This window comes from Halobellus salinus (genome assembly GCF_014646875.1).
GTDB lineage: Archaea > Halobacteriota > Halobacteria > Halobacteriales > Haloferacaceae > Haloquadratum > Haloquadratum salinum.
Window position 1 is genome coordinate 17,216 of record NZ_BMOC01000004.1, and the last position, 12,777, is coordinate 29,992.

Consider the following 12,777-nt stretch of genomic DNA (forward strand, 5'->3'; position numbering starts at 1 on the left):
GTATAGCTCCCCTTCACGTGGACGAAAACATTAGGTACGAATCCTGGGAACAATAGTGTATGCCAGTCAATCGCCCGTTCTCTGGGCCTCGTCCGTTGGACGGCTCACGACCGACTAGTGGGGGTTCGCGTTGATCGATTCAACCGTCGCCTCGACGAACAGGAGTCGGACGTAAAATGCCGGCGCTCGGGATCATCGCCGACGACCTCACTGGAGCGATGGACACAGCCAACGAGGTCGCAGGGTATGGCTACGAAACACTTGTGCTTGCGGTGCCCGACGCGTCGCCGCCAGACGCGTCGGTCGTCGCAGTCAACACCGAAAGCCGATACGCGACGCCGGCTGAAGCGGCGGAAGCGGTCCGGCGTGGCGTCGGCGCGGTCGCCGCCTCGATGGTGTACAAGAAGATCGACTCGACGCTCCGGGGCAACGTCGGCTCTGAGGTTGCAGCCGCGTTGCGAGCCGCGGAAGCCGAACTCGCCGTCGTCGCGCCGGCGTTCCCCGCCACCGACCGGGAAACGTGGGACGGGGTCCACACGGTCGACGGGACGCCCGTAGCCGAGACGGAGTTTGGTGCGGATCAGAACGGGCCAGCTTCGTCTGCAGTGGACGACCTCTTCGCAGCGCAGGAGTTCCCGGTCGAGCGACTCGACGGAGCGGACGTCTCCGGCGGCGTAGACCGGGTAGCAGCGTGCTTCAGCGCCGCCGTCGAGCGGCACGACCAGCCGCCGATCGTCGTCTGCGACGCGCGGACCGGAACACACCTGGATACCATCGCTACGGCCGGGGCCCGGTTCGACACCCTGTTCGTCGGCAGCGGTGGGCTTGCCGCCCACATTCGTGTGAACGCGCCTGCGAACTCCGCTGGAGAAGTCCCACAGCCGGGGCCCGGAACGCCACTCGCCGCCGTCGGGAGCGTCAGCGACACCACGTTAGCGCAGCTTGGCCGCGTCCCGGACGCACACCTGTTCCACCTCGATCCACTGGAGCTGTTGGAGGGGACGCCCGACGCCGGGGCCGACGTGGCCGGCCGATTGGATCGTAGCGTTCCGACAGTGCTCACCGCGGCTTCGGACCGCGCCACCGTTGAGGATACCATCGCGGCCGGCTGTGATCGTGGGCTCTCGGATACGGAGGTCGGCGGCCGAATTTCGACGGGACTGGCCGACGTCGCAGCCGAGGCCTGCCGGATCACGCGGCCGTCCGGACTCCTCTTGAGTGGTGGAGACGTGGCTGTGGCGGGGCTCCGCGCACTCGACGCGACGACAGTCTCGCTGACCGGGGCGACGGTCGCTACCGGGGTCCCTGTGGGCCGGCTAGTCGATGGCGTCGTGGCCGACACGATGGTGATCACCAAGGCCGGTGGATTCGGCGAAGAAACAACTATAATTAATTGTCTCGACATACTGGATGGTGAACGATGACTGACTCACAGCCGATCATCGGCGTGACGATGGGTGATCCTGCGGGTATCGGCCCCGAAGTGATCGTGAAAGCGTACCGACGGTTCCTTGACTCCGGCCGACCAATCGTGATCGGCGACGGGGACGTACTCGCCGCCGCGACCGAAGTCTGTGAGTCAGACCTCAGGGTGAAGCGGGTGGAAACCGTGACCGATGCACGGTTCGGTTCCGGCGCGATTCCCGTCGTCGACCTCGACAATGTCGGGAGGCTCGTCCGTGGAGAAGTCCGCGAGGAGTACGGGAACGCGAGCCTGGAGTACATCGAGCGGGCGATCGAGCTGGCACAGGCAGGAGAGATTAACGGGATCACGACCGCCCCGATCAACAAGCAAGCCACGAAACTCGCAGGGAGCACCTACGCCGGTCACACCGGGATGCTTGCCGACAGAACCGATACGAGCGAGTACGCGATGATGCTCATCGAGTCCGAGCTGCGCGTGACACACGTGAGTACACACGTCCCGCTGGTCGAGGCGTGTCAGCAGGTCACGACATCGAGCGTCCTGAGCACGATCCGACTGACTGCTGATGCGCTTGCGGATCTCGGTGACCAGGATCCGACCGTGGGGGTTGCCGGACTGAATCCCCACGCTAGCGACGGTGGGCTGTTAGGAGACACGGAAGCGACCGAAATCGAGCCGGCTGTTGAACAGGCGCGAGAGGCGGGGATCGATGCGGTCGGTCCGGAGTCACCGGACACGGTGTACGTCCGCGCGGCCCAGGGCGAGTTCGACTGCGTGGTGTCGATGTACCACGATCAGGGACACATTCCGATCAAGATGCTGGGATTCAATAGCGGGCAGGCCGTCTCCGGTGTCAACGTAACTATCGGACTGCCGATCATCCGCACCAGCGTCGACCACGGGACCGCCTTCGACATCGCGGGAGAGGGACTCGCTTCCGAACAGAGCCTCCTCGACGCGTTCGACGTGGCTGTAGAGATGGCTCACGCCAGGACTACCTGAGTAGCGACGCCGTTATATAATAAAGAACACTGCCGAAGCGAGTCACATAGACAACGAGCGGCCGATGTACTCGTAGTAGCGGGGTCAGTGCTCGTCTCGGGCTACCGTTCCGGTCCTGGCTGTCTCGTGCGTGGTCGGGTGTAAGTGGGTCCTGACAGGTGGCCTCCCCGATACTTTGCCGGTCCTGATATAACAAGCGTACACGTGGTATTTTAGCTCGGACTTGAGGCCGGTGGGGTTACCGCGTCGTGGCTGCGGGCCGATGTGTGTACTTGTTCTGTGTGAACGAACTTGCTCAGGAGTGGACGCTGTTCAGTTCAATCACGTTCGCGGCGCTGACGACCTTGTCCGGGACCGTCTGTTCCAGCCGGTCGCCCTTCAACCGGTTCGTTGGCGCGGAGACGCTGATCGCTCCCAGCACCTCCCCGTCCTGTCTGATCGGGGCCGACACACACCGAAGCCCCTCCAGCCGTTCCTCATCGTCGATGGCGTAGCCTCGTTCACGCGTCGCTGCCAGTTCCTCCCGCAGTGCCTCGGAGTCGGCGTACGAGTGTTCAGTTGCGGCCGGTAACGGCCCATCTTCGATGATCCGGTTGACTCGGTCGTCGTGCATATACGCTAGCATCGACTTCCCCAGGGCGGTGGTGTTCATCGCCGCGCGCTCACCGGCGTGGATGTCCAAGTGGACCGACTGCGCACCCCTGGAGCGGTAGAGATAGACGCACTGGCCGTGTTCCTCGGCAGCGATGTTGACCAGTTCTCCGGTTTCTTCGGCCAACGCGTCGACCTCGGGTTTCCCCATCCGGTAGAGTGTCATCTTGTTGCGACGATACCCGCCCATCTCGAGGAACCGAAGCCCGATGGAGTAGCCCTCCTCGCCCTTGACAACGTAATCGTGCTCTTCGAGCGTACTCAAATGATTGTGGACGACGCTTTTCGAGGTGTCGAGCCGTTCGGCCAACTCCGTGACGCCCGCCCAATTGAGCTGCTTGAGCGCCGCGATGATCTCAAGCGTGCGGGCGGTGGCTTTCACCGGATGTTTGGCTTCGTCTCCCATACCTATTGTGTATGATTGTACGTGTAAATAATTTTCTATCATATAGAACAAAATTGTGTGGCTTACGATACGTGATCCAACGGCTGAAGAGACGTATTTCGGGATTTAAATTCGTTATTTTATGTTTAGCCACAAAGAACACTATCGCAGACGTTGGGAGCGCAACACCCAAACGGAATCTCACTCGTTGGATCGTATCGGACCGATACTCATATTCCGACTGGCTCTGAGGTGCGTGTATGACCGAGGCCGACAGGAAAACGGTCAGCAGAATCGGCAAACAGCTGCTCAAGGAAGGACTGACGCGGGCGACTGGCGGCAATGTCAGTACCCGCACCGCCGACGAAACAGTCGCCATCAGTCCGTCCGGTATCCCGTATCCGGAGATCGAGCGCCAAGACGTTCCGGTGGTAACGATGGAGGGAGAGCAGGTGTCCGGGTCGGATCCGCCGTCGAGCGAAACCCCGATGCACACAGCGATTTACGAGAACCGGCCCGAGGTTGGTGGCATCGTACACAGCCACTCCCCGTACGCGAGCACCTTCGCCGTACTCGACGAACCAATAGAAGGAACACACTATTTGATTGCACAGGCCGGCACGGAGATTCCTGTCGCCGGCTACGCCCCGCCCGGGTCGGAGGATTTAGGACGCCTCGCGGCTGAGACACTCGGAACCGACTACGATGCGTGTCTGTTACGCAATCACGGCGTTGTCGCGGTCGGTGAGACGCTCCCGGCGGCACTCGAAGTCGCGATCGTCGTCGAATATGTGGCCCGGATTCACTACCAGGCGCTGAACATCGGGAATCCCGAACCGATGGCCGAGTCGGATCTGACGGAGCTTCGGGACATATTCGACGAGTACGGCCGGCATTGAGCCGCCGCGGTGGCGGGTGAGTCCGTCAGTTCAGCCGTTCCGCCTCTTCGTTGACCCCGTCGAACAGGTGGAGGTTGTCGGGGTCGAACACCAGATGACCTTCCATTCCCTCGGTGAGTGCCCCCGAGTCGACTTCTGCCGTCACGTCCTGGCCCTCGGGGGTTGTACACCGGACAATGTCTTCGGTCCCGATCTTCTCCACGACGTTGACCCTGGCGGGAACGGAGAATCCGTCCTCGGGTTCGGTCTCCGCCCAACTCAGCCGCTGTGGACGAATGCAGACCGCCAGCCGCGTTTCGGTCGCTCGCCGCAGCGGTTCGGCCACCTCCCCCAAGAGCTCGAAGACGAGTTCCCCCGAGTTGAGGACGGCTGTGTCACCGTTCCACGAGAGACCACAGTCGAAGCGGTTGATCTGTGGCGACCCGATGAACATCGCGACGAAAAGCGTCCGCGGTCGGCTGAACACCTCGTCGGGATTCCCGAACTGGACCACGTCCCCCTGGTTCATCACCACGAGATCGTCGCCCATCGTCATCGCCTCCTCCTGATCGTGCGTGACGTGGATCATCGTCACCCCGAACTCCTGTTGGAGCTGAACCACTTCTGCGCGGAGTTGGCGTTTGAGGAGTTCGTCGAGGTCGCTGAACGGCTCGTCCATCAGGAACACTTCGGGGCGGCGGACGAGCGCACGAGCCAGGGCAACGCGCTGCTGTTGGCCGCCAGAGAGGTCGGTGATTTTCTTGTCGATGAATCTGTCGCAGTCCGTGACTTCCGCCGCCTCTTGGACCGCCTCCTCGATCTCCGCCTCGCTGTACCCCTTTTCAGCCCGGAGCGGGAACGCCACGTTCTCCCGGCCGGTCATGTGAGGATACAGCGCCAGGTCCTGAAACACCATCGAGATGTCCCGTTCCTGTGGCGGTCGGTCCGTGATGTCCACGCCGTCGAAGGAGATCGACCCCTCGGTCGGGGTTTCGAGACCCGCGACCGAGCGTAACGTCGTCGTCTTCCCGCACCCCGACGGGCCGACGAGAACAGTCAGGTTCCCGTCCTCGATGTCCAGAGAGATGTCGTTCGTCGCGACGATCGAGCCGTATCGTTTGGTCAGGTTGTCGATTTCTACTCTCGCCATCGTTAGATGTCCGTCATGCCGAGGGTCATTCCTTCAATGATGTTGTCCCGGAACGCGATCAGGATCAGCGTCGGTGGCGTCGCCACCACCGCCGCCATCGCCATAATGTTGTTCCACTGGATCTGGTTCGATTCGATGAGCGTCGGAATGATCGTCGTGTACGTTGAGGTGTTGTTCCCGGTGATGATCCACGCGAAGAGGAACTCGTTCCACGCGAACACCCAGGCGAGCATCATCGTCGCCACCAGTCCCGGTCGGACCAGCGGGAAGATCACTTTCCGGAACGCCTGGAACCGGGAGTAGCCGTCGACGAACGCTGCCTCCTCGAACGAAATCGGGATCTTGTCGAAGAAGTCCCGCATCAGCCACGTCGTCAGCGGGAGGTTAAACGTCAGATACAGCAGTATCAGTCCGATCAGGGTGTCCTGCAGCCCGAGTTGACCGTAAATAAAGAAGATTGGCAGAACCACGGCCACCGGTGGGAACATCCGGGTCGAGAGCAGCCAGAACGACACGTGGCCGCCGGGGTCGACCCAGCTGAACCGGGAGAAGGCGTACCCGGCGAGCGCCCCTAGGATTACCGAGAGGATGGTCGTGCCGCTGGCGATAATGAGGCTGTTGAGGATCGCGTCGATCGCTCGGGAATTCGAGAGCACCCAAACGAACGCGTCGAGCTGGAACCCTTTGGGGTACAGCGTCGGTGGGAACGTCCCGATCTGACTCAGCGGTTTGAACGCCGTGTTCAGCGTCCAGTAGATGGGGAACGCCACGAATAGCGTGTACACGACGAGAAGCCCCCGCCCCGCCCATTTGAACCGGTTCGTTCGTGCGGTGCTCATACGGATCCCTCCGTGTTCATGAACCGCCAGAACAGTAACATCGTGAGGATCGAGCCGAGCCCGATTACCCAGGTGAGTGCCGCCGCGCGGCCGATGTTGAACTCGCTGAATCCGACGATGTACGTATAGAAGGTCGGCAGCTCGGTCTGTGTCCCCGGGCCGCCACGGGTTATAATGAACAGCTTGTCGAAGAATTTGTACGCGTCCATGAACCGGAGAATGAACGCAATCGCGATCAGGGTCTGCAACTGCGGCAACGTGATCCGTCGGAACTGCATCCACCGCGAGGCGCCGTTGACCTGAGCAGCTTCGTACATCGAATCGGGGATGCTTGCACGGCCACCGTAGATGATCAACAGGGGGAGTCCGACCCACTGCCACGTGTCGGCGATCATCAGCGCTGTCAACCCCAGCCACCGCGACTGGAGCCACGGAAGGCCACTGTTGCCGACCATTCCGAGGATGCCGTTGACAGCCCCGCCGCCTGGGAGGAGTAGGAGCTGCCAGATGCGACCCGCGACGAGCGGCGCGATCATCATCGGCACCGCAAACAGCGTGAGCAACCCGATCCGGACGCTCCGTCGTTCGACGTAATTGTACAGGGCAAGCGCCAGGGCTGTCCCGAGCAGCACCTGGACTGTGACGCCGACGCCGCCGTAGTACACGAAGTTAATCGCCGAATCCCAGAACCGGCCCTCGGTGAACAGCCACGCGAAGTTCCCAATCCCGTTGAATGTCGGTTCCTGATAGGTGATCGAAGAGGGGGTCCACCGGTTGAAGCTCAGCCACAGCGACCACAGCATCGGGCCGATGGTGACCAGAAACACCGTCACCAAGGCCGGGCCGACCAGCAGCAACGGCGTGAGCTTCTCCCGACGGATCGGAATATTAACCGCGATACGTTCTTGCAGCGAGTCTCGAGTTGTGCTCATATGAATCAGCTTGTTTGCTACCAATAAACACATCGAATAAGAAGTTTGCGCTGTGACGCGCGTCCCTCAGACGTAGTCGAGATCGCGGGCCGTCTCGAGGAAGTTCAGATACTGCTCGCGCTGCGACTCCCGGCCGAGCTCTTCGACCGTCGTCCGCCACTCCTCCGCCGCGTTATCCAGGGCTTCCTGCGGCGACTCCTCACCGGTGAGGGCCCGCTGGATGTGGATCGAGAGGGCGTTGGTGTACTGGGTCGCACCCGGCCACTGCGGCTGTGGGAATCCGTTTTCCATATTCGTCTGCCCAGCTTGGATGTGCTGCAGCGCCTGTTCCTGTGCGCTGATCCCGCCGACGTAGTCGGTGTCGGGTGAGAAGATCGGCGGATTGTCCGGGAACCCTTCGCCAGTCCCCCGGAGCGGATTGGACTGGGTGTAGAACTGCGCGGCCTCCTCAGTGTAGTGGTTCTCGTTCGACGGGTCGAGCCCGGTGAACGGGTCGGCAGTCGCCTGGCTCAATACAGGGTCGCGGGCCAACCGGAGGATTGCGTAGAAGGCGGCGTCCTTCCGTTCCTGCGGGAGACTCGCCGGGATCGAATATAACCGGTTGTACAGCATCATCGCGTTCCGGCGAATGCTCCCGTCGTCCTGCTCCCACCCGGGGACGGCCGCCGACCGCTGATCTCCCACGACCGGGAAGTCGCCACGGGCGGTGAACTCCGAGAGGTCGATCCACCACACCGACATCACGACGTTGCCCTGCTGCCACTGATTGACCGTTTCGGCGATGCCGAACTGGGCCGACCCTTCCGGGGCGTAGTCGATCGTTTCGACCATATTCTCGAGGGCTTCGACGGCCCCGTCGGAGTTGATCTGTGGCTCCATCTCCTCGTCAAAGTAGATAACGCCCTTCGACGCCGCACGGTCCATCCACCACCCGAAATTGAACGGTCGAGCACCGTACACCTGCGTCCCATAGACGCCGTCCTCGGTGTTCTCGGTGAAGTACTCGGCCACCTGGTTGAACTCGGGCCACGTCTGCGGCACCCGGAGTTCCTGTCCGTACTGGGCCTCGTACTCCTCTTGATGGGTCTCGTCTTGGAAGTACGAGGGCCGGTAGAACAGGTTGTGGATGTCGCCGTCGATCGGCAGCGCGACGGTGTCGCCGTCGAACTCCATATAGAACCGCTTGTAGGGTTCGATGATGCTGTCGAGGTACTCCTGCGTTCCTTCGTACTGTGCCAGATAATCGTCAAGTGGCTCGAAGAGCCCGCGGGCTTGGAAGTCACCCAGGTACAGCGGGATGTTCAGAACGATGTCGTAGGGAACGTCGCCGGAGATCAGATCGGAATTCAGCGACGAATAGTAGTTGTCTGCCGGGAGCGTCTGCCCGCTGTTGAACGTGATATTCGTCTCCTCCTCGATGAGCGGCCCGAACATCGCATACAGCGGACCGGCCGAGTTGTCCGTCGTCCACCGGAGTTCGACCTCCTCGAACGTCTCGGGGTCCTCAATTGGGAACGGCCGTGTCTCCGTATCGCCGCCGCCACCATCCCCACCGTCGTCACCACCGTCGCCGCTGTCGTCACCACCGCCGCCGCTGTCGCCGGTGTTACACCCCGCCAATCCGGCCATCCCGGCGCCTAACCCGCCGCCGAAATACTTCATCACCTGGCGCCGGTTCATACCGAACGGTAACTCCCCTTCAAGAGTATTGCCATCAAAGTCTGGCATAGGCTGGTAGTGCAGACCACAATATAAAAATATTGTGGGAATCTCGATGATCTTTCGGGCACAATGCCGGCCAGTGAATCGGGTGACACAGTCTCGGCTGGAACCGAAGTGTGTTTAGAGCCGTCCAGGGAGTCGGGCGGATAAATACGGACGAGCAGGTCAACCGGTTCTCTGTGCTGGGGGTCAGTCGTCGCCGATTGTCCGATCGCACAGGCCGCGCATCCGGTCACGCGCGGCCTCCGCCGACACGTCAGTAGGCGGTTTGTACTCCCTCAGCGGCAAGCCCTCGGCAACTAATCGACGACCCGCGGTAAGGTTGGAGACCGTCCCGGCTGCGACGGCTTGTAGCAGGATGTTCCCGACCGCAGTTGCGTCCGCCGCCCCGGCGTAGACCGGCAGGTCGACGGCAGCCGCGAGGTGGTGGCAGAACAGGTCGTTGCGGACGCCGCCACCGCCGAGATAGAGTCGGTCGATCGACGTCCCCGCGGCCGTGGTGAGGTCCGCAAGTTGGAGTGCCGCCTTCGTTGCGAGGCTGCGGACGATCACCCGGACGACGGCCCCGCGGGTTTCTGGAGCCGGTTGGTCGGTTTGGCGGCAGTACCGTCGGATGCGGTCCGGCATCGCGCCCTCGATCCCGAACAGCGGGTCGTCGGGGTTCACCACCGCGTCGGTCGTCGCCTCGGCCGCCGCCGCGAGCAACGTATCGTAATCGGGTCGGTCCCCGTCGGCAGCCCAGTGTTCGCGGCACTCTTCGAGCAGAAAGAAGCCGTTGATGTTCGAGAGGAACCGAACCGTGTCGTTGGCGCCGAGTTCGTTCGAGGCCCCGATTTCGAAGGCTTCCCGGGTCAGGACGGGGGAATCCAGTTCGAGTCCGACGATGAACCACGTTCCTGTCGAGAGGAACGCCGAACCGTCGTCGAGCGGTAAGCCGGCGACCGCGGAGGCCGTGTCGTGGCTGGCAGGCAGGACGATGTCGACGTCCGCGGTGGCCAAGGTTCCGATGGTCGTTCCGGCGGGTTTGAGGTCGGGCAGCGGCTCAGTCGGCAGTCCGAGCCGATCGAGGAGCTGTCGATCCCACTCTCGGGTTTGTGGGTCCAGCATCTGCGTGGTCGACGCGATCGTGGGCTCACCGGTCAACCGGGCGCCCAGTTGGGTGGCGATCAGTTGCGGCATCATCACGAGTCGGTCCGCTTGTGCGAGGAGGTCGGGCTGTTCGGTCGCGAGATGGTGATACTGCCAGAGCGTGTTCGGGAGATTCCAGTGGTTGATCCCGGTTCGGCGGAACAACTCGAACCGGCTCACCGCTTCGGTGATCTCGCCGATCGTCGCGTCGAGCTTCGGGTCGCGGTACGAGTACGGATCTGCGAGCGGCTCACCGTCGGCGAGGAGCCCGAAGTCAACGCCCCAAGTGTCGACTGCGATGGTGTCGACATCACGGGAGTCAAGAACGGTGTCGATCTCCTGACGGAGGTTTTCGAGCAACCGATCGAGATCCCACACGTAGCGGCCGCCCCGCTCAACGGGACGGTTCTCGAACCGACCGACTGGGTCGATAGTGATCCCGCCGTCGTTGACGGTCCCGATGTACACTTTGCCTCCGCTGGCCCCCAGGTCGACGGCAAGGTGCGACATACCGGGTGGATGCCGCGCCAACTGATCAAAGTTCGCCCCTATCGGCCAAGATTTATATTCTTCGTCCGGGATATGCCGCTATGGCGCCCGAGATAACGAAGATCGAGAGCACTGAGTTTTCGTTTCCGATCGAGGATGTCGGATACAGCCCGAACGGTTTCTGTCTCGTCTACGAACCCGGGACGACGACGTGTCGGAAACTGTTCGCGATCAAGATCCACACGGACACCGGCATCGCCGGTGAGTACGTGGGCGGGAACTCGCCGGGGGCGGCCCAAATCAATATGTTTGCGAACTACCTCGTTGGCAAGAACCCCCTGCACCGGGAGAAGCACTGGTCGGAGATCAAGCGTGCACTCCGGAAGTACGATCGAATGGGGATGGGCCCCATCGACATCGCGCTGTGGGACTTCGCCGGCAAATACCACGACGCCCCCATCCACGAACTGCTGGGCACCTACCGAAAACGCTTGCCTGCGTACGCGTCCACGTACGAAGCCGATCTGAACGGGGGGCTAGACTCGCCGGAGGCGTTCGCAGACTTTGCAGAGGAATGTTACGAACGTGGCTACGACGGGTTCAAACTCCACGTCTGGGAGAGCGACGAGTGGGGCGACATTGACCGGGAGGTCGAAACCGTCCACGCCGTCGGCGACCGCGTCGGCGACGAAATGGATCTGATGCTGGACCCGGCCTGCCAGTACGAGACGTGGGCCGACGCACTGCGCGTCGGCAAAGCGTGTGACGCGCACGACTTCTTCTGGTACGAGGATCCCTACCGCGACGCCGGAACATCACAGCATGGTCACCGCCGCCTGAAGGACAATATGGACACGCCGATCCTCCAGACCGAACACGTCCGGGGGCTGGAACTCCACACGGACTTCATCGCGAACGAGGCGACGGATTTCGTCCGTGCCGACCCCGAGTATGACGCGGGGATCACGGGCGCGACGAAGCTCGCGCACGTCGCAGAGGGGTTCGGTCTCGACGTCGAATACCACGCACCCGGTCCCGCACAGCGGCATCTGATGGCGGCGACCCGGAACTCCAACTACTACGAACTCGCGTTAGTGCACCCGAACGCACGCAACCCGATCCCGCCGGTGTACAAGGGCGACTACAACGATCAGATCGACGCTATCGACGACGAGGGAACAGTACCCGTCCCCGACGATCCGGGGCTCGGTGTCGACTACGACTGGGAGTTCATCGAGGAGAATGCAACTGGAAGCGTCCACGTCTACGAGTGAGGACCGACGTTCCGAACGCTGGGTCCGTCAGCTGTCGATCAGAACACCTGCCAGCCGCCGTCCACGAAGAGCAGTTCCCCGGTGACGTAGCTGGCTTGTTCGCTCGCTAGATAGAGGTACGCAGGCCCGACATCTTCGGGCGTACCGGCCCGCCCAAGCGGGACTCGCTTGACGAGTTCGTCGTTCGCTGCTTTCTGTGTCGCTTCCTCGGACCACCCTTCGTCTAGTTCGGTCGCTATCTGACCCGGTGCGACGGCGTTGACACGGATACCCGTCTCGGCAAGTTCCAGCGCCGCCCCGCGAGTGATCATCCTGACTGCTCCTTTCGTGGAGTCGTACTGGACCTGCTCGAACTGAGCGTAGTGTGAACTGATCGACGCGGTGTTGATGATCGCTCCTGGGTCCTCGCGCTTGAGCATATCGTTGGCGGCGACCTGAGTCCCGAAATAGATCCCCTTGGCGTTGACGCTGTGGATTCGCTCAAACTCCTCGGGCTCCAGATCGAGAATCGACCCGCCGATGAACATCCCGGCGTTGTTCACCATCACGTCGAGGCCGCCGTAATCGTGGGCTGCTTCGACGAGCGCGGCGATATCGTCGCGGTCGCTCACGTCCGTCTCGACGAACTCGGCCGTGCCGCCGTCTTCTTCGATAGCTTCGTGTGTCGGAGTGCCCCCGTTCTTCGGCTCCTCGCGAAGGTCGGCGACTAATACCGTCGCGCCCGCGCCGCCAAACTGCTGTGCTACCTCGCGGCCGATTCCCGAGGCACCCCCGGTTACGATGACAGTGTCGTCGGTGAACTGTGGGTTCAGTTGGCCCATAGCACAGAATACTAGCAGTCCGGTTTATAATTTGTTCCACAAGCGGCGGTATCGACGCCGGCGTAGCCATCACCTCCCCC

Annotated in this window: 11 protein-coding genes; 4 read left to right on the forward strand and 7 right to left on the reverse strand. The window is 62.1% G+C overall.

All coding sequences use genetic code 11. The features are described 5' to 3' along the window. Positions 1–176: 176 nt before the first annotated feature. Positions 177–1,424, forward strand: a complete 1,248-nt coding sequence (locus IEX72_RS04640) for a four-carbon acid sugar kinase family protein (protein WP_188786222.1) — start codon at positions 177–179, stop codon at positions 1,422–1,424. Then, positions 1,421–2,428, forward strand: coding sequence for a 4-hydroxythreonine-4-phosphate dehydrogenase PdxA (gene pdxA, locus IEX72_RS04645; protein WP_188786223.1), 1,008 nt, complete (start codon positions 1,421–1,423; stop codon positions 2,426–2,428). The genes IEX72_RS04640 and pdxA overlap by 4 nt, the downstream gene beginning before the upstream one ends. Positions 2,429–2,723: 295 nt before the next feature. Here pdxA and IEX72_RS04650 read toward each other — a convergent pair whose 3' ends face one another. Then, positions 2,724–3,485, reverse strand: coding sequence for an IclR family transcriptional regulator (locus IEX72_RS04650; protein ID WP_188786224.1), 762 nt, complete (start codon positions 3,483–3,485; stop codon positions 2,724–2,726). Positions 3,486–3,724: 239 nt separating this feature from the next. Here IEX72_RS04650 and IEX72_RS04655 point away from each other — a divergent pair, with 239 nt between their 5' ends. Further along, positions 3,725–4,363: a class II aldolase/adducin family protein gene (locus tag IEX72_RS04655; RefSeq protein ID WP_188786225.1), complete on the forward strand. Its 639-nt coding sequence runs from the start codon at positions 3,725–3,727 to the stop codon at positions 4,361–4,363. 25 nt (positions 4,364–4,388) lie between these two features. Here the strand turns inward: IEX72_RS04655 and IEX72_RS04660 are convergent, their stop codons facing one another. The 5 genes from IEX72_RS04660 to IEX72_RS04680 form a co-directional block, all read right to left on the reverse strand. After that, positions 4,389–5,492: an ABC transporter ATP-binding protein gene (locus IEX72_RS04660; protein WP_188786226.1), complete on the reverse strand. Its 1,104-nt coding sequence runs from the start codon at positions 5,490–5,492 to the stop codon at positions 4,389–4,391. Positions 5,493–5,494: 2 nt separating this feature from the next. Beyond that, on the reverse strand, positions 5,495–6,331 hold the full coding sequence (locus IEX72_RS04665) for a carbohydrate ABC transporter permease (protein WP_188786227.1): 837 nt from the start codon (positions 6,329–6,331) through the stop codon (positions 5,495–5,497). Continuing rightward, a complete protein-coding gene (locus tag IEX72_RS04670) occupies positions 6,328–7,263 on the reverse strand; it encodes a carbohydrate ABC transporter permease (RefSeq protein WP_188786228.1) in 936 nt (311 codons plus the stop codon). Before IEX72_RS04670 ends, IEX72_RS04665 begins: the two co-directional genes overlap by 4 nt. 66 nt (positions 7,264–7,329) lie before the next feature. Then, positions 7,330–8,991 carry an ABC transporter substrate-binding protein gene (locus IEX72_RS04675; RefSeq protein ID WP_188786229.1) on the reverse strand — a complete coding sequence of 554 codons (1,662 nt, stop codon included), beginning with the start codon at positions 8,989–8,991 and terminating at the stop codon, positions 7,330–7,332. Positions 8,992–9,174: 183 nt separating this feature from the next. Then, the gene (locus IEX72_RS04680) at positions 9,175–10,623 is read right to left on the reverse strand and encodes a rhamnulokinase (protein ID WP_188786230.1); all 1,449 of its coding nucleotides are present in this window, start codon (positions 10,621–10,623) and stop codon (positions 9,175–9,177) included. A gap of 80 nt (positions 10,624–10,703) precedes the next feature. On the opposite strand from IEX72_RS04680, the gene IEX72_RS04685 reads away from it, so the two are divergent. Beyond that, positions 10,704–11,876 (forward strand): enolase C-terminal domain-like protein, encoded by a 1,173-nt coding sequence (locus IEX72_RS04685; protein WP_188786231.1) that lies wholly within the window; start codon positions 10,704–10,706, stop codon positions 11,874–11,876. Positions 11,877–11,914: 38 nt separating this feature from the next. Here IEX72_RS04685 and IEX72_RS04690 read toward each other — a convergent pair whose 3' ends face one another. Then, a complete protein-coding gene (locus IEX72_RS04690; RefSeq protein WP_188786232.1) occupies positions 11,915–12,697 on the reverse strand; it encodes an SDR family NAD(P)-dependent oxidoreductase in 783 nt (260 codons plus the stop codon). Between the last annotated feature and the right edge of the window lie 80 nt (positions 12,698–12,777).

Coding starts and splice junctions, on each gene's coding strand:
- IEX72_RS04640 (WP_188786222.1), top strand. CDS start 177: ATGCCGGCGCTCGGGATCATCGCCGACGACCTCACTGGAGCGATGGAC.
- pdxA (WP_188786223.1), top strand. CDS start 1,421: ATGACTGACTCACAGCCGATCATCGGCGTGACGATGGGTGATCCTGCG.
- IEX72_RS04650 (WP_188786224.1), bottom strand. CDS start 3,485: ATGGGAGACGAAGCCAAACATCCGGTGAAAGCCACCGCCCGCACGCTT.
- IEX72_RS04655 (WP_188786225.1), top strand. CDS start 3,725: ATGACCGAGGCCGACAGGAAAACGGTCAGCAGAATCGGCAAACAGCTG.
- IEX72_RS04660 (WP_188786226.1), bottom strand. CDS start 5,492: ATGGCGAGAGTAGAAATCGACAACCTGACCAAACGATACGGCTCGATC.
- IEX72_RS04665 (WP_188786227.1), bottom strand. CDS start 6,331: ATGAGCACCGCACGAACGAACCGGTTCAAATGGGCGGGGCGGGGGCTT.
- IEX72_RS04670 (WP_188786228.1), bottom strand. CDS start 7,263: ATGAGCACAACTCGAGACTCGCTGCAAGAACGTATCGCGGTTAATATT.
- IEX72_RS04675 (WP_188786229.1), bottom strand. CDS start 8,991: ATGCCAGACTTTGATGGCAATACTCTTGAAGGGGAGTTACCGTTCGGT.
- IEX72_RS04680 (WP_188786230.1), bottom strand. CDS start 10,623: ATGTCGCACCTTGCCGTCGACCTGGGGGCCAGCGGAGGCAAAGTGTAC.
- IEX72_RS04685 (WP_188786231.1), top strand. CDS start 10,704: ATGGCGCCCGAGATAACGAAGATCGAGAGCACTGAGTTTTCGTTTCCG.
- IEX72_RS04690 (WP_188786232.1), bottom strand. CDS start 12,697: ATGGGCCAACTGAACCCACAGTTCACCGACGACACTGTCATCGTAACC.